Origin of the sequence: Bradyrhizobium shewense (assembly GCF_900094605.1) — a bacterium.
Lineage (GTDB): Bacteria > Pseudomonadota > Alphaproteobacteria > Rhizobiales > Xanthobacteraceae > Bradyrhizobium > Bradyrhizobium shewense.
Map to the genome: position 1 here is coordinate 42,260 of NZ_FMAI01000032.1, position 18,940 is coordinate 61,199.

Below are 18,940 nucleotides of genomic sequence, written 5' to 3' on the forward strand. Positions count from 1 at the left end.
TTCCCTGCCGCGGGAGGTCATGGTCGCTGATTCATGATCTGCTTCAGCAGCACCGCGAGCAGTCCCATGGCGACGACGAGAATGCTGAGCAGGATCGCGCCGACGCCCAGCACGAAGGCGCTGACGACCTGCAGGATGATCCCGCCGATCAGCGAGACCAGCGCGAGCGCCATGCACATCATCGCCAGCAGCACGAAGATCTTCAGCGGATTGTAGTAGGTGCAGGCCTCCAGGACGTATTGCAGGGTGCGAATGGAGTCGCGGAACAAGTTCACCTTGGAGCGGCCGATGCGCTCCTTGTAGTCGATGTCGATGTAGTCGACGAACTTCGCGTTCATCATGTAGGCGAGCGTCAGCGACGTCGTGAAGCTGAAGAGGTCGCTGACATGCTCGAAATAGGAGATCGCGACCTGCCTGCCGAACACGCGCAGGCCGGAATTGATGTCGGGGATATTGCGGTTGGCGGTGAATTCGACGATCGCCTTGAGGATTGCGCGTAGCGGCGATTTCAGCCTCGACTCGCGGTAGTTGGGCCCGGTCCGGGCGCCGACGACCATGTCGAACCCCTGGTTGAAGCGCGCGACCAGCGCCGGGATCGCCTCCATCGGGTAGGAGCCATCCGCGTCGCTGATGACGATCGTGTCGTAGGACGCAGCGCGAATTCCATCCTCAGCGAGCGGCCATAGCCGATGTTGTGGGGATGCCTGAGCACCTTTGCACCGGCCTGTTCGGCGAGCTCTCCGGTGCTGTCGGCCGAACCATCGTCGACAATGATGATCTCATACGGAGTGAGCTGAGCGCCGTCGAGAGCCGCCTTGGCTCGATCAATGGTTTCAACAATGCCGTTGCGCTCGTTGAGCGCAGGAATGACGACTGAAATCATAGGCGGCGTGCAATGCAGGTGACGGATTGCCCAAAGAAGCTTCGCGAGAGCGGATCGAGCGCCCGCGACAGCGGCACGGCATATTTGTCGAACAGGGCGATCTGCCCGTTGACGGCGGAATCGTTCAGCGACTGATGCCGCTTCAGGCGATTGGCAAGCCACCCGAGCCCGCCGATCGGATTGAAGTAATTCAGCCGGACCAGCTCGACCGGTTGATCGGCGAGCAGCTTGGCAAGGCGCGCGGTGGTGTAGCGGCGGCAGTGTCCGGCCAGGCGATCGAGATCGTTGTAGAGCAGCATCAGGGCGGGAACGCTGATCAGGAGATGGCCGCCGGGCTTGAGCACCTGGACCAAATTGGCAACCGCCGTGGCGTCATCCTCGATGTGCTCGAGGACGTTGATGGTGAAGACCGCATCGACGCCTTGGGGAAACAGGGAACTCAGCTGATCGCGGACCAGAATGTCGCAGATGGCGAACTTGCGATCGGGCATCGCCTTGGCGGCACGTTCGACGCTTTCGCGGTCGTGGTCCACGCCGCAATAATCGCCAAGCTCTCCGAGCACTCTGCTGTAGAGCCCATGCCCGAACCCGACCTCGAGGATCGCACCCTTCAGGTAGGGACGGAACTGGTCGATAACCCAGTTCATGTAATTCTGCGCGTCGGCGATCGCGCTCGAATACGTATCGGCCCCGACTTTCAGGCCTTCCGTCGTGGACTGGGAAAGGAGGTTTGAGCCATGGAGCCTGTGCCTTGTTCTCGCCCGGGTTAGCAGCGAGCGCCGCATTTCTCAAGGACATGTGCGGCACAATCGCCTTAAAGTTGACGGCTCTTGCGACAGGAACATGATCTGCTCCAGCGCGCGCTCGATGCACTGAAATCCCGCCTCGATCATCGATCGTCGCCAGCTTGCGTCGAAGGCTGCTCGGACTCGGACGAGGCGATCTTCAGATGCCGAAGCCGCGCAACAAAGCTATCGGGCAGATCGAGACGTCACCGGAGGCGTGTTCGATGATCGCTCAGCTGAAGCGGAGGGCAGACCGCCTTCATCAATGGCCCACGCGGGTGCCGTCAAATCTCGTGGTGCGGGCAGCCGGGGTCGAACCGGCACAGCGCTTGCGCACCGAGGGATTTTAAGTCCCTTGCGTCTACCAATTCCGCCATGCCCGCTTGATCCAACGAGATCAAACACTTAAGTCCATCCTGGCCGTCTGGAATTGGCGCGTTGCGAGCCCGGAGGGACGGTTCTTCCTTAAGCGAGCCGGGCGCACAAGGCAAAGCCTCAATCCGGACATCTGTTGTTGCTTTAGGCATTCTCAATCCACGGGGACTATTCATCCGGCATGGCTGCTTCGTTTTCCACATCGCCGCGCGGCTTCGGCGCGCTCCTCGCGCTGCTTGCGGCCGGCGCCACGCTGTCCGGCTGCGCCGGCATGAGCGAGACGGTCGCGCCGGCCTTTGCCGATCCCGCCAAATACGAATTGTACGACTGCAAGCAGCTGGAGGCTGAGCGCAAGTCGCTCGCCAAGCGCACTGACGATTTGCGGGGGTTGATGGAGAAGGCGGAGACCGGGACTGGTGGCGCCGTGGTGTCCGAGCTCGCTTATCGCAACGACTATGTTGCCGTGCGCGGGTCGGCGCAAATGGCCGATGATGCCTGGCGCCGCAACAAGTGCCGGGAAACGCCGCCGGAGGCGACCCCGCCTGCCACGCAATTGTCGCCTGCGGCGATTGCCAAGCCCGCTTCGAAATCCGGGAAAGCGTCCCGCTGAGGCGCCGCGCCGGCGGCGCTTCGCATCAGGGCCGCCAGCCGTAGATCCAGTCCTGCCGCGCCAGCATGCGGTTCGGGCCGAGCGCGCGGATCGCAAGATCGCGTGCGGCCGCAAGCGGCCCGCCGAGATGATAGATGCGGCCCTGCTGCCGCGCGGTCCGCTGCACCCGCCGCACCCGCGCCTGACGGGCGCGGCCGTATTGCGTCAGCGCAGCACTGATGCCCGCCGTGCTCTCGGCGACTTCAAAGCTCAGATGCCGGGCGAGCACCGCGGCATCCTCGATCGCCATGCCGGCGCCCTGGGCTCCAAAAGGCAGCATCGCATGCACGGCATCGCCGAGCAGCGCCACCGGACCTTTGCTCCAGGGGCAGCCTTCGGGCACGCCGAACAGCGCCCATTTCCGCCAGCTGTCGACCGTGGCCAGCATCATCCGCGCCGAGGCCGGCCAGCGCGGCGCGGCGAAGGCGTCCATCACTTCTAGCGGATCGCCGGGCGTGCTCCAGCCCGGCCTGTTCCAGGTGCCCGGCAACACAGCGACGACGTTGATCTGGCGTCCGCCCGCGATCGGATAGGCGACGAGATGGGCATTCGGCCCCATCCACAGCTGCACCCGGCGCGCGGTGTAGTCCTTTGGCAGTTGCGTGGCATCCAGCGTGCCGCGCCAGGCGATCAGCCCGGAGAAGCGCGGCTGCACCTCGGGAAACAGATGCTGGCGGACCGTCGACCAGATGCCGTCGGCGCCGATCAGCGCGCTGGCGAGATCGCTGCGGCGGATCGTGCCGCTGCGGTGGACCACCGTCAGCCCCTTGGCATGAGGCGCGACGTCTTCGAAGGTTGCGCCCAGCTTCAGGTCGATGTCGGGATGGTCCGCAACAGCGCCGGCGAGCGCGGATTGCAGGTCGGCGCGGTGCACCACCCAATAGGGGGCGCCGGCCCGCGCGGACGCTGCTTCACCGAGCGGCATCCGCAGCAGTTCGCCGCCGGCCCGCGCGCTCATGATCGAGACCGCTTCCGGAGTGACGGCGCGCAGCTTGAGGCGCTCAGTGAGGCCGAGCTCGACCAGCACGCGGCTGGCATTGGGGGAGAGTTGCAGGCCGGCGCCGACTTCCTCGAGCCGCTCGGCCTTTTCCAGCACGACGATGCGGAAGCCGCGGGCTGCCAGCGCCAGCGCGGCCGTCAGTCCACCGATGCCGGCACCGGCGATGACAATCGTGCGGGAGAGCGCCACCCCTGACCGATGGAAGCGGTCAGGCCACCTTGTCCTTCAGGACGCATTCCGGCGGGCGGGCTTCGCCCGCCTTCAGATCGGCCGCGAAGCGGTACAGCGTCGAGCAGTAGGGGCAGATGATCTCGTTGTCGTTGCCGAGGTCGAGGAAGACGTGCGGATGGTCGAACGGAGGGTTGGCGCCAACGCACATGAACTCTTGCGAGCCGATCTCGATGACGGGGACGCCGGCATCGTTATGGAAGTGCGGGACGACATGGTCGGACATCGTAACTCATCCTGGAGTGGCAATGGCGGCAGACACAATCACGAACTGACGCGGCATCTTTAAGGCGCCGCGGACCATACTGGCGGGTGTGGATGATTGCTAGTCCAGCGGAACCGAAAGGTTCGCAATTGCCCCATGCTCATTTGCTCAATGCAAATTCGACACAATCTTAAGGCCTGAGAGAAGCCCTTCTTTCGTCGGGGACGTTGTGTCGCAATTTTGGCATACTATGTCTGTGGACGAGCAAATTTGCGCCGAAAGACGAATCGACCGGCGTAGACGATCCCACGGACCGCCCGAAGGACCGCCCAGGCTTTCCACATGAAGTGGCTGCGAATCACCACAGCTTTGACCGGTATCGCCGCGTGCGGCTTCATGCTCGCGCAGGTAGCACCGCACGCCCGCGAGGCCGGCGCGATCCTCGCCGCCCAGGATGATCCGGCCGCGCTCTCCGAACTCAAGCTCGATCAAGTGCTGCGGCAGAACGATCGCCTGGTTCAGGACAATATCGAGGCCGCGCTCGCCGCTGATGATGCCGATCTCGCCGACAGTTTCGTCGCGCTGGCGCGTGACCGCAACCTCGCACTGCCTGACGACCTCCTGAGCCGCGTCAGTGACGCGGTCAAAGCCCAAGGTTCCACCTCGCATTTCGCCAAACGATTCGCCACCGGCCTCGTCACCGGCAATGCCGACGATGTCGCGAGCCTCTCGGGGACGGTGGCGGGCGATCTCTTCGTGATCGGCGACATCAGGGACGTGGTGCGCGAGGGCAAGCATCTGGCCATGGGCGAGGACACCGACCGGCTCGTGCTCGGGCTTGCGGCGGCCGGACTTGCGGTGACGGCGGCGACCTACGTGTCCGTCGGTGGCGCGGCGCCGGTGCGCGCCGGACTGACGCTGGTGAAGGATGCGCGCAAAGTCGGGCGGCTCGGCGAGGGGCTCGCCGTCTGGGCCGGCCGGTCCGCGCGCGAGGTCGTCGACACGCCGGCGCTGCGGAATGCGGTGGTATCAGGCTCGGTGCTGCGGCCGGGCGAGACCGTCAGCGCGATCAAGGCCGCGTTCCGGGCCGAGAAGGCCGGTGCGCTGGTTCGGCTCGGCAAGGACGTCACCCGTGTCGCCGAGAAGACCGGCACGCGCGGGGCGATGGATACGCTGCGCATCGCCGAAGGTCCGAAGGACGTCGCGCGCGCGGCGCGGCTGGCCGAAGCGCAAGGCAGCAAGACGCGCGCGGTCATGAAGCTGCTCGGCCGGGGCGCTCTGCTGCTGATCGGCGGCGCGTTCAATCTGGCGCTCTGGCTGCTCAGTGCGGCGCTGACGCTGTTCGGCCTTCTCTCCTCCATCAAGGCGACCACCGAGCGCCTCACCCAGGCCTGGTGCGATCGCAAACGGGCGCGGCGGCTGCGCCGTGCCCAGATCGCCGCAGAAGCTGCTCTGGCCAACGCGGCCGTCACGGCCTGAGGTGCGGCGCTTCGGGCTATTGTTTGAGCATGATGTTGACGGAAAACCGCTGCACACATTTCCGGATCGTGCTCTAAGATCAACCATTCCCCTCCAGACCCGCGGAACTGCTGATGCCGAGCTTTCACAACGGCGCCGTTGAAATTGCCTATCTCGATGAAGGCGAGGGCGATCCGATCATCCTGGTGCACGGCTTCGCCTCGAGCAAGAACGTGAACTGGGTCTATCCGACCTGGGTCTCGGAGCTGCGCAAGAACGGCCGCCGCGTGATTGCGCTCGACAATCGCGGCCATGGCGAAAGCGCAAAGCTCTACGAGCCCGCGCAGTATTCGATCCCGACCATGGCCGGCGACGTGCTCGCGCTGATGGATCATCTCGCCATCCCGCAGGCCGACATCATGGGTTATTCGATGGGCGGACGGATGGCGGCGTGGCTCTCCCTCAACGAGCCGCAACGCCTGCGCTCGGCGATCCTCGGCGGCATCGGCATCGGCGGGCTGATCGAAGGCACCGGCCCCGGCGAGAACGTCGCCAAGGCGCTGGAGGCGCCCTCGCTGGATGACGTCACCGATCCCGTCGGCCGCACCTTCCGTGCGTTCGCCGACCAGACTCGCTCCGATCACCGTGCGCTCGCCGCCTGCCTGCGCGGCACGCGCGACCTCATGACCCGCGACGAAGCCGCGCGCATCGACTTGCCGGTGCTGATCGCGGTCGGCTCGACCGACGACGTCGCAGGAAGTGCCAGCGCGCTCGGTGCCATCATCCCCGGCTCCGAAGTGCTCGACATTCCGAACCGTGACCACATGCGCGCGGTCGGCGACAAGGTCTACAAGAACGGCGTGCTCGATTTTCTGTCACGCCGCGGCTGAGGCCATGTCGTCTGAGGCGACGAGGTTGTTGCCCAGCTATCCTGAAATGTTCCATCCCAAAGGGCTGCCTGCTCCTTTCAGGTCGGCGCGAACCAGGGGCGCCTGCACATAAGATGCTGCCCCGCGTGAGGCGGCTAAGTCTTCGGAGGCGACTGTAATCTATGCACAGCCTCGGCGCGTCGCTCCGCTTCTTCGACTCGAAGGCGGAGGTCTTCCAGTTCTGACAGTCGGGAAGAGAGGTCGTTCAGCTGTTGGGCCAAAAGGATGGCGCAAGACTCCTTCATTGACGCCTCCCGCTCCAAAAGCCGCTCTTGGGGACCCACGGGAGGCACCAGCTTCGGGCGCGTGATGAGGCTCGGGCCGACTGCGTTGCCCTAGGGAATGGGCGGCGGGAAAACAGGATACCCGTCCAACCGTTCCACCGTTGGGCTATGACTTTCAGCATATGGTCCTAACCTGGCGAGAACACCAAAATTCACGAAAGCGAGACTTAGCTGGTACCCGGCCAAATCTCGATTTTGGCATGGAGGTGCTTGTATGTCCTTTGACGCGATGGCTGCGGCGGTCGATTGGTTAGACGCCTACCGCGCCGGCGATGTCGACACGATCTTGAGGATGTACGCTGAAGATGCGGTCATCGTCTGCGGCTGCGGTTGCACGAAGACCATTACAGGGCCCGAAGGTCATCGCGCCTATTGGGTCGATCGGATGATCCAATATCCTGCGTCGAAGCTCGACAACTTACAGCAGGCCGAAGAGGGAGCGCTGATCTCTTACATCGTGCCCGAAGGCCTGGTCAGCGCGGTCTTGAAGTTCAACGCCGCTGGCCAGGTAGCGGTGCATACCTGCGGACCTGCAAACTGACGGGCGATAAAAGGCGCCAGTTCCCGGTCAATGGGATTCGAGCTGATGCCTCTCCCAGGCTCTCGGTCCTTTCCGCGCGGGAAAATAACGGCCCTTCGGCCTGTGCGTTCATGATTGGGCTCGGAGGAGCACCGCTATAAGCGCGGCAGCCAAGATCGCTAGCCATATCAACGAGACGATCGTGGAGGCGAAGTGCCAATCTACGTCGCGGCGCCTGGGCTGCATTGTGTCTCCTTCCGGAGGTCGCGCGTCGGCTCAGCGGCCTCCATCGTTCTTCCCGTTGGGGCTGCCATCGCGGCCGCCGTTGCCCCAGCCATTGTTGCCATGGTGCTGATGGTCGTGGTGGACAGCCCCCGCGCCAGACTGTGCAATCGCGTTGGACGCGAGGGACGTTGATAGCAAAAGGGTGATGGTCGGCGGCGTCACGGCGGCGAACTTTCCGCAGGTCTTCAAGAACTCCCGTCGGTCGTCGTCCTGGTCTGGCATTGCAGTTTCTCCGGAGGGTAGGGCAATTAAATCACATTAAATAAATTAAATAAATTAAATTTTGTTCCTGGGAACAGTTGGGAATTCCGGCGCCAGCCGCTCGATGAAGTCCACTAAGGGCGGTCGGTCGGACCGCAGCTCAAGGCGGGCAGGGACGTCAGCAAGGGCAAACTGCGGACATTGATACCGCACCCTCGAAAACCAGCGCGGCGAAGCTCGCCGCGCAAGTAGCGATCTGACGGGGCACTGGCTACATGGCCCGCCTAACCGTCTCCTCGAAAAACGCCTTTAGTTCTGCTGCCATCACGGCCGGGTCCACCACGTGGCCCTGACCGGTGAGCACCTCTCGCTGCGCCCGGGGGATCGCGTCCGCGAGCGCGTCGGCCGCCCCTTCGAACGGGGGGATGCTGCCGCCCGTAGCAACCAGCACCGGCTGGTGAAGGCGCGCGAAACGTTCCAACGGGGCTTGGCGCGTCCCCAGCACGGCAGCGTCGTAGGCCAGCGTATGCGCTATCCGCTCGAGACTTGCCCAGACCGGATGCGCGCGAGCGCCGGCGATCTCTTCAGCCGAACTTCCGGCGAGCTCCATGAACAGTGCTACGGCGTCGCCGCGCCGCCCCGCCGACAGTCGTCTGTCGAGCTCGGCCACATAGTCCCGCTGCTGTTGCGGCGTCTCCGGCGCGAGGTCGTAGGGCACTTCATAGACTGCGACCGCTTCGATGGACCGCAATGTGGCAGCCGTCTCGAGGGCCAGGGCGCCGCCGGTCGACACGCCGTAGAGCGCGGCACGGCCGCCCGCCGCGTCGATGAGCGCGGCGATGTCCTCGATCTCGCGGGCAACTGAATATTCGCGCCCGTCACCACTCTCGCCGCGACCGCGCCGCGCATAATTTACTACGCGGAACCAACGGCTGAGTTCTGTTGCAAGTCGCGCGTTCTCGCTGCCGTCATCGAGCGAGCCGGTGGTAAGGATGACCGCCGGACCGCCGCCGTCGATGGAGTAGGCAATCTGGGTGCCGTCTGCGGACGTGACATAGGGCATGCTAGTTCTCCTTGGACGGGGTTTTGCGGACACGTTTCTCGGGCACGGCGAAGAGCAGCCGAAGATAAAAGCGAGGTGATCCAGGCTGTCGAGTGCGGCGGGCATGCCGACCATCGCCTTGTCTACGCAAGTGGACCAGAAAAGCCCGGCCATCTAGGAGTGGCGATGATCCGGTCTTGACGGATCAGTTTCGCCAAAACGGCGCGCCAGCGCCGTCAGCACCACGAAGGTGGCGACCCATGCCATCCGCGCGCCGTAGCGGTCGTGCGGGCCTGAGATGACGGCGCAGATGAAGGCGTTGCCGAGCAGCGCTAGCGTCACGGTCGCCGCCAGCAGCGTCAGCTCGTCGAGCCGGCGGTTCGCGAGCGCATGGCCGAGCAGCGCGACCAGCGCCAGCATCGAGGCCAGCGCCACCGGCACGTGCAGCCAGTTGATGGCGGTGAAGTCGAGCTGCCAATTCTGCTGTCGCGCGGAGCGCATCGGCGCGGCCTGCGCGGGGACGTAGCGCTCGATGATGCCACGGGTGTGCGGGATCCAGCCATTGGTGCCTTCGCCGGTCGCGACATGCAGCAATTGCTGGCCCATCGCCCGCAGCGCCGCGCCGGCCTGCCAGGCCGGATAATCTTTGAGCGACTGCACGACGATGTAGCCCATCTCCTCGTTCATGCCGTCGAAGCGGCCGAGCGTGTTGAACATGCTCTTGCCCCACAGGAACTCATCTGCCGTCGCCGGCAGCTCATTGCGATACGGACACAGCTTGTAGCGTTCGCGGAGGCAATGATCGCTGAGGTAACGCGCGACGATGCCGTCCTGCATCATGCGGCCGAAGGCGACGCCGTAACCGCCGGGCGTCCAGGCCAGCTTGCCGGACAGCGCATAATTCGCCGAGACCAGCATCAGGCCGCCCGCAACGATGGTGAGGCTGGCCTGCGCCAATCCCGCAAGCGGTAGGCGCTCCCTCAGAAACGGCCGTGCCATCCAGCCCGCGACGCAAAGACCGAGCAGCACGCCGAGCGTGGCGCTGTGGGTGGCGGCGGCAAAGGCGGTGAAGACGAACAGCGAGATTTTCTCGAGCGCCGAGGTTCGGCTTGCGCCGACGACCAGCAGGAACAGCGACAGGATCGAGAGTCCTGCAAAGATGTCGGTGAGCAGCATGCTCGCAAGCCAGGGCAGCGCGGTCGACAGGATCAGGCCAAGGCTGATCGCGACGAAGCGGAAGGTCTGCATCATCGAGAGCACGCGCAGGGTGAGCTGCAGCAGCCACAGCGTCGCCAGCGACTGGACCGCGAGGTTGATCCAGAAACCAAAACTTTCGCCATAGTGCAGGTAGAGGCCGAACACCGTGGAGCGGCTGGGGACGAGATACCCCTCGTACCAGCGCGCCAGATAGCCGCCGGTATCCCATTGCAACAGCGGGTAGCCGTTCCAGAATGCCGGCGCGATCATCAGGAGGGGCAGGGCCACCGCCGCCAGACGCAGCCAAAGCGAGCCCGCGGCGCGCGCGCGCAATTGATCGGTGGTGATGCTCAAATTTGTTCCCCGTCCTCGCCCCGAACCATGCTCGCAATAACGGTCGGGAGAGAATTCACCAATAGTTTGACGCCGCCCGACTTGAATTTGGCAAAACTCTGACCACTTTGAGCCGACCTTGCCGCTTGGGGGCTTCGAAGAAACTGTTGTGTTTCAACGTCTTGGCATGCTTTGGCAGGGCAAGGCGCTGTTCACTCTCAGGCAAGCCGGTTCAGGACTTCGTCGCTTAGACTATGCTATAAAGCCGGCAAAACGAGCCCACTCGAAAGAGCAAATCCCAAAGAGCAAATCCATGGCAGTGCATCAGGTCAATCCGGGAGGAAAGCTCGCATCGCTCGATCCGATCTGGGACCGGATCCGGGGCGAAGCGGAGGACATCGTCCGTCGCGAGCCCGAGCTTGCGACCTTCATCTATTCGACGGTGCTGCATCACAGCCGCCTGGAAGATTCGGTGATCCACCGCGTCGCCGACCGGCTCGATCACTCCGCGCTGTCGGGCGACCTCGTGCGCCAGACCTATGGCGAGGCGCTGCGCGACGATCCCGATCTCGGCAACGCCTTCCGCGCCGATCTCGTGGCCGTCTACGATCGCGATCCCGCGACCTCGCGCTTCATCGATCCCTTGCTCTACTTCAAGGGCTTTCACGCCATCCAGACCCATCGCCTGGCGCACTGGCTCTGGCTGAAGGGCCGCAAGGATTTTGCGTATTACCTGCAGAGCCGCGCCTCCGCGGTGTTCCAGACCGACATCAATCCCGCCGCGCGCATCGGCCGCGGCATCTTCCTCGACCATGCCACCGGCTTCGTCTGCGGTGAGACGGCGTTGATCGAGGACGACGTCTCGATCCTGCACGGCGTGACGCTCGGCGGCACCGGCAAGGAGAACGAGGACCGTCATCCGAAGATCCGCCATGGCGTGCTGATCGGCGCCGGCGCAAAGATCCTCGGCAACATCGAGATCGGCCATTGCGCGCGCATCGCCGCCGGCTCGGTCGTGGTCAAGCCCGTGCCGCACAACGTCACCGTCGCGGGCGTGCCTGCCAAGGTCGTCGGCGAGGCCGGCTGCGCCGAACCGTCGCGCACCATGGATCAGATGATCAACGCGATGGGGCTTTGAGACTTGGGGGAGACTTGGGGCTTTAAGACCTGATTTTGAAGGCGAAAAGGGGCGGTTTTCCGGCCCTTTCGATCCCCAAATTCTTTGGCAATTCATGCTGGCGGTTCGTCGCGTCTCGTCCTAAAACCCGCCGACCATTTTCGATCGGAGACTTGCCGTGGACGTCAAAGAAGTCAGAAAGTTAGATGCGTATTTGAAGCGCGTATTCGGCAATCCCAAGATCCGCGTCGTGCCGCGGCCGAAGAAGGACGATTCCGCCGAAGTCTATATCGGCGAGGAATTCATCGGCGTGCTCTTCGTCGACGACGAGGACGACGATCGCTCGTTCCAGTTCCAGATGGCGATCCTCGAGGACGATCTCGTCGATCAGGAATAGATGCGAGCGTGGTCCGGAAAATTGCGCAGCGGTTTTCCGAAAAGATCATGCTTAAACAACAACCTAAAGCGCGATGACGATTCATCCTGATCGCATCGCGCTTTAGCGCGGTCCGGTGGCGCGATCGATTCCGGGGTTACGCGCCCACCGCTGCGAGCATGTCGGGGATTGTGACGAATTTTTCCCGCGGCTTGCCGAGCAGGGCTCCCCTGGATTTCTCGGCAGTATCGATCACCATCCAGTCCGGATAGCTCACGACGCGGGTGACGCGGCCGACGACGCGTGCCAGCAGCGCATCCGGCGTGTCCGGGCGCGCTCGCCGATGCGCAAGATCCGCCAGCACGGCCTCTGCCGTGGCGATGCCGCAGCCGCGATTGGTGCCGATCGTGCCGTTCGGACCGCGCTTGCTCCATCCGCAGGCATAGAGGCCCTCGATCATGCAATGCCCGTTCGTGACACGTCCATTGGCGTTGGCATGAACGCCGCGATGTGTGTCGTAGGGCACGCCGGTGACGGGCGCCGTCCTGCGGCCGACGCTGCCGAACACGAGGCCGCCGGCGATGTCCTCGACGGCGCCGGACCGGTGCGTCACCGAGAGGGTCTCCACCCGGTCTCGTCCGTGGATCGCGAAGGGCGAGAAGCCAAATCGAAAGACACAGCGGCGCGGCCTGGTCGCGGTCTGCTGCGAAAATCCGCGCAGCAGCGACAGCTTCTCGACCAGCTCCGGATCTGCGGGATGCTGCGGTTCGAAGTCCTTCGGTGTGACATCGCGGTCGTTGACGAGCGTGTCGCATGACTTCAATTCGAGGAAATCGCGCAATTCCTTGGCGCTGAATTTGGCCTGCACCGGTCCGCCGCGGCCGACGATGGAGATCTCGCGAATCCGGCTCGCCGCCAGCACCTCGAGCGCGTGGCGCGCGATATCGGTCTGTCGCAGCTCGTCGGCGGTCTTGGCGAGAATGCGTGCGACGTCGAGTGCGACATTGCCGTGACCGATGATGATTGCCGCCTCATGGTCGAGATTGAAGCTGAGATCGGCGAAATCGGGGTGTCCGTTGTACCACGCGACGAAATCGCCGGCGCTGTGGCTCCCGGGCAGAGCCTCGCCCGGAATGCCCAGCGGCCGGCTCAGTTCGGCGCCCGTTGCCAACACGACGGCGTCATAGGCCTCACGCAGCTCGTCGACCGTGACATCGTCTCCGACCGTGACACCGCCGATGAAGCGAAAGCCGGGCATGGCGGCGATGCGGTCGAACGCTGCCGTCACCTGCTTGAGCTTCGGGTGGTCGGGCGCGACGCCGAACCGCACCAGCCCGTACGGCACCGGGAGCCGTGAACATGTCAACCGTCACAGATGTACCGGAACGCAAGAGGGCCTCGGCCGTGTAGAAGCCGCTCGGTCCGCTGCCGACGACGGCGACGCGCGTCCCGCCCGTCATCGGCCGAGCGCCAGGCGGCGCTCGTCGGCGCCCGGCAGAGGCACCAGGCGCGCGCTGATGACGGGAGTTTCGGCGGCGCGCCTGCGGTTGACGTCGATCCAGAATTTCTTGTCGGCTGCGAGGCGATAGTCGGGCTCGATCGCACCGACCGGGCAGGCCGGCGCGCAGCCGCCGCAGTCGATGCAGTTTTCCGGATCGATATAGGTCATGGAGTCATCGAGGTGAAAACACTCGACGGGACACACCGTGACGCATTCGGTGTATCGGCATCCCCGGCAATTGTCGGTGACCACATAAGTCATCGTCACGCCCCGCTGACTTGGACGAGGATGTCGGAGAATGTCGGGGCCCGGCCGAGGTCGGCGAACGCCGGCGGCGTCAGAACGTGGACCGTCGCGCCCTTGCGATTGGACCGCTGCCAGTAACCGGACGGCGCCACCACGACTCCAGGCATGATGTCAGACGAAACGGTCGCAAAGGCTTCGAATGAGCCCCGATCGTTGAACACGCGAATGGGCGCGCCGGCGACGATCCCGCGCTGTGCGGCATCATCGGGATTGAGAAGCACCGCCTGTTCTTCGCCGGCCTGGGCGGTTTGCGCGGGAAGATTGCCGTAATTCGAGTTCAGGAAGGCGTGGCTCTTCGGCGAGATCAGGCTGAGCGGGTAGCGCGTCGCGAGCACCGGCGCCGTGCGCGGGTTCTCGTTCGGCGGGATGTAGTGGGGCAGGGGATCGACGGGCGTGGCATCCTGGTCGCCGTTGTAGCCCTGGCGGAACAGCGGCACCACGAAGTTGCCGCCGCCCGCGATCGTCGATTTGAACTCGCACTTGCCGGAGGCGGTCGGGAAATTGCCCTCGCGATGCGGCGCCCAGTCGGCGGGCGCCGGCATGTTGAGGCGCGCATAGCCCTTGGTCTTGACGCCGTCGAGCGTGATGCCTTCGAGAACCGGGCTGCTCCAGTCGAGCGAAGCTTCGATGATTTCGTCGTCGGTCCGGAAGAAAGTGGGGTCGGTGATGCCCATTGCGCGCGCCAGGCGGCGGAACAGTTCGGTGTTGGAGACGGCTTCGCCGAGCGGCGCGATCGCCTGGTTGTTGTAGGAGAGGTAAAGGTGCCCCCAGGAGAACATGATGTCCTTCTGCTCGAGCTGCGTGGTTGCGGGCAAAACGATGTCGGCATATCTGGCGGTGTCGGTCAGGAAGTGCTCGCTGACGACGGTGAAGAGATCCTCGCGTTCGAGCCCTTTTTCGAGCTTGGCCTGTTCGCTCACCATCGCCATCGGGTTGGCGTTGTAGACGAACAGCGCCTTGACCGGTGGGTCGAAGCCGAGCTCGCCGGTCAGCGCAGCTCCAAGCCGCCAGGAATTTAGCACGCGCATTGTCTCTGGCTGCAGATCGGGCCGCATCAGCACGTCCCATCTGACCGGGAAGGCCCAGATTGGCAGCTGGAGCAGGCCGCCACCGACATGCTTCCAGGCGCCGATCAGCCCCGGAAGGCAGGCGATCGCACGCACGGTCTGGCCGCCGCCGGCATGCCGCTCGACCGCGACGCCGATGCGTACGACGGCGGGCGGTGTGGTCGCAAATTCTCTGGCCAGCTTGAGGATGTCGTCGACGGGAATGCCAGTTTCCTGCGAGGCAAATTCGGGGGTGTAGGTCGCGGCTCGCTCGGCCAGCTCCTCATAGCCAACGGTGTATTTGTTGACGTAGTCGCGATCGACAAGGTTCTCCTTGATGATGACGTGGATCATCGCCAGCGCGAGCGCGGCGTCAGTGCCGGGCCGGATCGGAATGTGCCAGTCGGCGAGGCGCGCGGTACGGGTGCGGACGGGATCGATCACGACGAGCTTGGCGCCGGCCTTCTTTGCCTGCTCGATGAACGGCCAGTGATGCGAGTTCGTGCTCAGCGTGTTGCAGGCCCACAGGATGATGTATTTCGAGTGCACGAAGCTTTCGGGGTCGACGCCGGGCGTGTGCCCGATCGTCATCATGTACGCTGTGCACGAGGCGGAGTCGCAGAACGTGCGCTCCAGCACTGTCGCACCTAGCTTGTTGAAGAGGGGATCTCCGACATTCAACCCGTTGATGATGCCCTGCGTGCCCAGATAGCTGTAGGGCAGGATCGCCTGCGCGCCGTGCTCGGCGATCACGGAGGTCCAGCGCGATGCGATGCTGTCGATGGCTTCGTCCCAGGAGATCCGCTGGAATTGCCGGGAGCCCTTCGGGCCGACCCGTTTCAGCGGATGGAGGATGCGCTTGTCGCTGTAGACGCGCTCCTCGTAATTGTTGACCTTGACGCAGAGCCGTCCGCGCGTGAACGGGTGATCGGGATTGCCGCGGACGGCAATCGCCTTGCCGTCCTCGACCGTGGTCAGGATGGAGCAGGTGTCGGGGCAGTCGTGGGGGCATGCGCCTATGACCGTGGACCTCGCCATGGATCTCTCCGCTTCCTGATTCAAGACGGTCCGAAGGATGCGGCGGCCGGACCCGCCTTGGCTTTTCAAAACGTGCGGTGTTGTTGTCCCGGACTGCTCTCGGCCGGTGGACGCCCTGCCGGTTGTCTGGCATGCTAATTGCTGGAACCGGCAATACCTCTCTACCCATACATCGCGTGATCTGGCGGAGATTTCCGATGGGTATGCTTGGCAACTCTGTCGATAAATATGTTACCGGCAGAATGCTCCAGACGTCCAACGACCGGCGGTGGGGGCATCTCCTGGCCGAGCGATGGAGTCATGAGCCGGGCGATCTCCCTCCGCAATTGCCGCGCGACACCGAGATCGCGATATTGCTGCGCGGCAGTTCGGTCGTCGACCGCGAAGGCGCCGGCATGCGGCAGCGCACCTTCGGCAGGAGAGGCACCGTCTGGCTCTGCCCGGCCGGCATCCGCGAAGACTTCATCCGCGTCGAGAACCAGATGCAGGAATGCCTGCATCTCTTTCTTCCGGGCAAGCCGTTCGACGACACCATGCTCAGGGATCTCGACATCGATCCCTCGGGCATGTCCATCCGTTACGAGGCGATCGATCGGGACATGTTCATCGAGCACGTCGCGGACCGCATTCTCGCGGAGCTCGCGCAGGAGACCTCCACAGGCCGCCTTTTGATCGAAAGCCTGGGGCGGGCCTTGTCCGCCCATCTGGTGCACAGCTACGCCGCCAGTTCAGTCCGGCTGAAGCAATCCTATGCCGTGCAGAAACCGCTCGATGCGAGGCGCCTGTCGCGCGTCACGGAATTCATCGACGCATCCGTCGAGCGCGAGTTCACCGTGAAGGATCTCGCATCGGTGGCCTGCATGAGCCCGGCGCATTTCTCCCGCAGCTTCAAGGCGGCGACCGGAACTGCACCGCACGAATATGTCAGCCGTCAGCGCCTCGATCTCGCCAAGCGGCTCCTATCGACCAGCGATCGCCCGCTGGTCGATATCGCCTTTGCCGCGGGATTTTCCTCGCAGGCCAATTTCAACCGCGCCTTCCGCAAGGCGGTCGGCACGACGCCGAGCCTTTATCGGGCGCGGAAGGGGCAGGATTGAGCCTGCCCGCATCAAGTGTGGATGATGTGGCCTTGAGATCCCCACGGGTTTTGCCCGATGGGTCAAGCTTTAATTCGGAAATAGAGAATATCTGAAAATACGAAGTACGGCCGTGACTTGGCTACTGTGCATGGGGTTGTTCTTCGAGATTTTGTTCGGTGAGGGGTTGAGCCCGGCCTGCAAGCCGATCTCGCGGCCGCGCTCAGCCCTTCGGCCCGCGCAACTGCGCCGTCAGCTTCTCCATCGCCTCGGCCACGCCGTGCCATTGCGACAACCAGCTGCGCGGAAAGCGGAAGGTGAGGTCGGCGCCGCCGACCCGGCGCTCGGACAGGCACATGCCCGGGGTGGCCGCATCGCGGGTGCAGCGCGCGGTCAGCGCGGGGCTTGCAGCGGAATAGAAGTCTTCGCTGCCGTAAGGGGTCTCAGTCCGGAACATCCGCATCGTCAGGCCGTCCGCGGGCGTCGCTGCGGCCTGGTCGAGATAGCGCGGATAGATCGTGGCCGTTCGCTGCTCGGGCGAGAGCGCATCGTGATGGGCTGTGATCGACAGGAAGATGCGGTCGATCGATTGCACCGCCGCTTCCACCGTGTCGGCGGTGACGTGCTTCGGCGCGCCGGGCGGCTCGAGAGACGGATAGAGGAAGTCGAGATCGATGCGCTCCTGCGGCCCGGAGTGCCGCTGGATCTTCATGCGGATCGCCATCACCGGCAGGTTGAACAGCGTGCCGCCGACGCTCACCGGCAGCTTGTCCGGGGCGTTCGCGCCGCGGGTGCCCCAGGTCGGCCACAACAGATAGGCGACGAGCGCGACCGCGCAGACCGCAGCAATGCCGCCGAGCACGATCGGGACGGCATGCGCCCAGGTGCGCGTGCGGGGGGACCTATGGGGAGCTGCCGAAAACACCGTCATGAGCTTGCGCGAGGTCGAGCCGGACATCGGCCGGTGGCCGACGAATCAGCGGCGAATATGCCATGCGGCGGCGATTTCGCGCAGCGTTCCCGACCGCGGGGGGCGGGGACGGCCCTGCGTGAACAGGACGGCGGCGTTAACCTTCCCTTAAGGATAATGTAGCGTTAACCGGCTCCATTTGTCACAGGAATGCTCGGCGTTGCGTAAGGGCGGACCGTTCCGATGACACCTGAAGCTTTCAACACCTTCTTCTCGATCTGCATTGGCTTCGCGCTCGCGGGCGCGCTCGTGAACGGATACCAGGCGCTGGCGCAGCGGCCCGCCGGCTTCGGCCTGTTGCAGGACGGCGTGGCGCCGAAGACCTTCGCTGCGGTGCCGTTCCTGGTGTTCGCCGCGCCCTTCATCATCATGCGCAACACGCTGCGCGGCATGCGCGTGGAAAGTCGCCGTGCCGAGTTCGTGATGATGGCGACCCTCATCGCCGGCTTCTGGAGCATGATGAGCGGCACCTTCTTCCTGATGACGTTGCGCGCGGCCGGCGTTCTGGGCTGACGCCCGCGCATTGAGCGCTGCCGGCGCGGGGCCTTTGCGTCGCGGCTGCCGTTTGGCTATGCCAGTGCTCAACGCGACAGGAGACCTCCATGGCGATCTACGAGCTCGACGGGCAGGCGCCCGACCTTCCCGCCGACGGCAATTATTTCATCGCCGAGACCGCCACCGTGATCGGCCGCGTGCGCCTGAAGCCGGGTGCGAGCGTCTGGTTCGGCGCGGTGTTGCGCGGCGACAATGAATGGATCGAGATCGGCGAAGGCGCCAATGTGCAGGACGGCTCGACCTGCCACACCGATCTCGGCTTTCCGCTTCACATCGGCCGGAACTGCACGGTCGGCCACAATGTCATCCTTCACGGCTGCACCATCGAAGAGGGCGCGCTGATCGGCATGGGCTCGATCGTGATGAACGGGGCGAAGATCGGCCGCAACAGCATCGTCGGAGCCGGTTCCGTCATCACCGAGGGCAAGGAGTTTCCCGAGCGTTCGCTGATCATCGGCTCACCGGCGCGCGTGATCCGCACGCTCGACGACGCCCAGGTGCAGAAGATGGGAAGCGCGGCGAGGTTCTACGTCGCCAATGGTCCGCGCTTCAAAAAGGGCCTGAAGCGGATCGGTTGAGGC

Annotated in this window: 21 protein-coding genes and 1 tRNA gene; 9 read left to right on the forward strand and 13 right to left on the reverse strand. The window is 64.3% G+C overall.

Annotation, left to right across the window (positions count from 1 at the left end; translation table 11 throughout):
• Window positions 1-17: 17 nt before the first annotated feature.
• From GA0061098_RS36990 to GA0061098_RS37000, 4 genes are all read right to left on the reverse strand, one after another.
• Complete coding sequence (locus tag GA0061098_RS36990; RefSeq protein WP_208610716.1) at window positions 18-605, reverse strand: hypothetical protein; 588 nt, start codon at window positions 603-605, stop codon at window positions 18-20.
• Window positions 509-883 (reverse strand): glycosyltransferase, encoded by a 375-nt coding sequence (locus GA0061098_RS47540; RefSeq protein WP_208610717.1) that lies wholly within the window; start codon window positions 881-883, stop codon window positions 509-511. Before GA0061098_RS47540 ends, GA0061098_RS36990 begins: the two co-directional genes overlap by 97 nt.
• Window positions 880-1,530: a class I SAM-dependent methyltransferase gene (locus GA0061098_RS36995; protein WP_165637840.1), complete on the reverse strand. Its 651-nt coding sequence runs from the start codon at window positions 1,528-1,530 to the stop codon at window positions 880-882. Before GA0061098_RS36995 ends, GA0061098_RS47540 begins: the two co-directional genes overlap by 4 nt.
• 432 nt (window positions 1,531-1,962) lie before the next feature.
• Window positions 1,963-2,051, reverse strand: a tRNA-Leu gene (locus GA0061098_RS37000).
• A 173-nt stretch (window positions 2,052-2,224) separates the two neighbouring features.
• On the opposite strand from GA0061098_RS37000, the gene GA0061098_RS37005 reads away from it, so the two are divergent.
• Complete coding sequence (locus GA0061098_RS37005; RefSeq protein WP_091966276.1) at window positions 2,225-2,653, forward strand: twin-arginine translocation pathway signal; 429 nt, start codon at window positions 2,225-2,227, stop codon at window positions 2,651-2,653.
• A gap of 25 nt (window positions 2,654-2,678) precedes the next feature.
• Here GA0061098_RS37005 and GA0061098_RS37010 read toward each other — a convergent pair whose 3' ends face one another.
• Window positions 2,679-3,881, reverse strand: coding sequence for an FAD-dependent monooxygenase (locus GA0061098_RS37010; RefSeq protein WP_091966277.1), 1,203 nt, complete (start codon window positions 3,879-3,881; stop codon window positions 2,679-2,681).
• Between the two features lie 19 nt (window positions 3,882-3,900).
• A complete protein-coding gene (locus GA0061098_RS37015) occupies window positions 3,901-4,146 on the reverse strand; it encodes a zinc-finger domain-containing protein (RefSeq protein ID WP_007602543.1) in 246 nt (81 codons plus the stop codon).
• 321 nt (window positions 4,147-4,467) lie between these two features.
• On the opposite strand from GA0061098_RS37015, the gene GA0061098_RS37020 reads away from it, so the two are divergent.
• The 3 genes from GA0061098_RS37020 (at window position 4,468) to GA0061098_RS37030 (ending at window position 7,337) form a co-directional block, all read left to right on the forward strand.
• Window positions 4,468-5,604: a hypothetical protein gene (locus tag GA0061098_RS37020; RefSeq protein WP_091966278.1), complete on the forward strand. Its 1,137-nt coding sequence runs from the start codon at window positions 4,468-4,470 to the stop codon at window positions 5,602-5,604.
• Between the two features lie 113 nt (window positions 5,605-5,717).
• Window positions 5,718-6,473, forward strand: a complete 756-nt coding sequence (locus tag GA0061098_RS37025; protein WP_091966279.1) for an alpha/beta fold hydrolase — start codon at window positions 5,718-5,720, stop codon at window positions 6,471-6,473.
• A gap of 537 nt (window positions 6,474-7,010) precedes the next feature.
• Window positions 7,011-7,337 carry a nuclear transport factor 2 family protein gene (locus GA0061098_RS37030; protein ID WP_091966280.1) on the forward strand — a complete coding sequence of 109 codons (327 nt, stop codon included), beginning with the start codon at window positions 7,011-7,013 and terminating at the stop codon, window positions 7,335-7,337.
• 255 nt (window positions 7,338-7,592) lie between these two features.
• Here the strand turns inward: GA0061098_RS37030 and GA0061098_RS37035 are convergent, their stop codons facing one another.
• The 3 genes from GA0061098_RS37035 to GA0061098_RS37045 form a co-directional block, all read right to left on the reverse strand.
• Window positions 7,593-7,823, reverse strand: a complete 231-nt coding sequence (locus GA0061098_RS37035; protein WP_091966281.1) for a hypothetical protein — start codon at window positions 7,821-7,823, stop codon at window positions 7,593-7,595.
• Between the two features lie 250 nt (window positions 7,824-8,073).
• Window positions 8,074-8,865: an alpha/beta fold hydrolase gene (locus tag GA0061098_RS37040; RefSeq protein WP_091966304.1), complete on the reverse strand. Its 792-nt coding sequence runs from the start codon at window positions 8,863-8,865 to the stop codon at window positions 8,074-8,076.
• Between the two features lie 153 nt (window positions 8,866-9,018).
• On the reverse strand, window positions 9,019-10,395 hold the full coding sequence (locus tag GA0061098_RS37045; protein WP_165637841.1) for a hypothetical protein: 1,377 nt from the start codon (window positions 10,393-10,395) through the stop codon (window positions 9,019-9,021).
• A 292-nt stretch (window positions 10,396-10,687) separates the two neighbouring features.
• Between GA0061098_RS37045 and cysE the strand changes: the two genes are divergently transcribed.
• Both cysE and GA0061098_RS37055 read left to right on the forward strand, forming a co-directional pair.
• Entirely contained in the window at window positions 10,688-11,512 is an 825-nt protein-coding gene (gene cysE, locus GA0061098_RS37050; protein WP_091966282.1) for a serine O-acetyltransferase, read from the forward strand.
• Window positions 11,513-11,669: 157 nt separating this feature from the next.
• On the forward strand, window positions 11,670-11,888 hold the full coding sequence (locus tag GA0061098_RS37055) for a DUF3126 family protein (RefSeq protein ID WP_007602550.1): 219 nt from the start codon (window positions 11,670-11,672) through the stop codon (window positions 11,886-11,888).
• 136 nt (window positions 11,889-12,024) lie between these two features.
• On the opposite strand, the gene GA0061098_RS37060 is transcribed toward GA0061098_RS37055, so the two are convergent.
• The 3 genes from GA0061098_RS37060 to GA0061098_RS37070 all read right to left on the reverse strand — a co-directional run bounded on the left by GA0061098_RS37060 (window position 12,025) and on the right by GA0061098_RS37070 (window position 15,758).
• Window positions 12,025-13,212, reverse strand: coding sequence for an FAD-dependent oxidoreductase (locus tag GA0061098_RS37060; RefSeq protein WP_245323848.1), 1,188 nt, complete (start codon window positions 13,210-13,212; stop codon window positions 12,025-12,027).
• 111 nt (window positions 13,213-13,323) lie between these two features.
• The gene (locus tag GA0061098_RS37065; protein WP_091966283.1) at window positions 13,324-13,629 is read right to left on the reverse strand and encodes a ferredoxin family protein; all 306 of its coding nucleotides are present in this window, start codon (window positions 13,627-13,629) and stop codon (window positions 13,324-13,326) included.
• Between the two features lie 2 nt (window positions 13,630-13,631).
• Entirely contained in the window at window positions 13,632-15,758 is a 2,127-nt protein-coding gene (locus GA0061098_RS37070; RefSeq protein ID WP_091966284.1) for a molybdopterin-containing oxidoreductase family protein, read from the reverse strand.
• A 197-nt stretch (window positions 15,759-15,955) separates the two neighbouring features.
• Between GA0061098_RS37070 and GA0061098_RS37075 the strand changes: the two genes are divergently transcribed.
• Window positions 15,956-16,855 (forward strand): AraC family transcriptional regulator, encoded by a 900-nt coding sequence (locus GA0061098_RS37075; protein WP_245323850.1) that lies wholly within the window; start codon window positions 15,956-15,958, stop codon window positions 16,853-16,855.
• Between the two features lie 202 nt (window positions 16,856-17,057).
• On the opposite strand, the gene GA0061098_RS37080 is transcribed toward GA0061098_RS37075, so the two are convergent.
• The gene (locus GA0061098_RS37080; protein WP_091966307.1) at window positions 17,058-17,765 is read right to left on the reverse strand and encodes a hypothetical protein; all 708 of its coding nucleotides are present in this window, start codon (window positions 17,763-17,765) and stop codon (window positions 17,058-17,060) included.
• A 222-nt stretch (window positions 17,766-17,987) separates the two neighbouring features.
• Here GA0061098_RS37080 and GA0061098_RS37085 point away from each other — a divergent pair, with 222 nt between their 5' ends.
• On the forward strand, window positions 17,988-18,317 hold the full coding sequence (locus tag GA0061098_RS37085; protein WP_018322105.1) for a DUF6949 family protein: 330 nt from the start codon (window positions 17,988-17,990) through the stop codon (window positions 18,315-18,317).
• A gap of 89 nt (window positions 18,318-18,406) precedes the next feature.
• Window positions 18,407-18,937 (forward strand): gamma carbonic anhydrase family protein, encoded by a 531-nt coding sequence (locus GA0061098_RS37090; protein ID WP_091966285.1) that lies wholly within the window; start codon window positions 18,407-18,409, stop codon window positions 18,935-18,937.
• Window positions 18,938-18,940 lie beyond the last annotated feature (3 nt).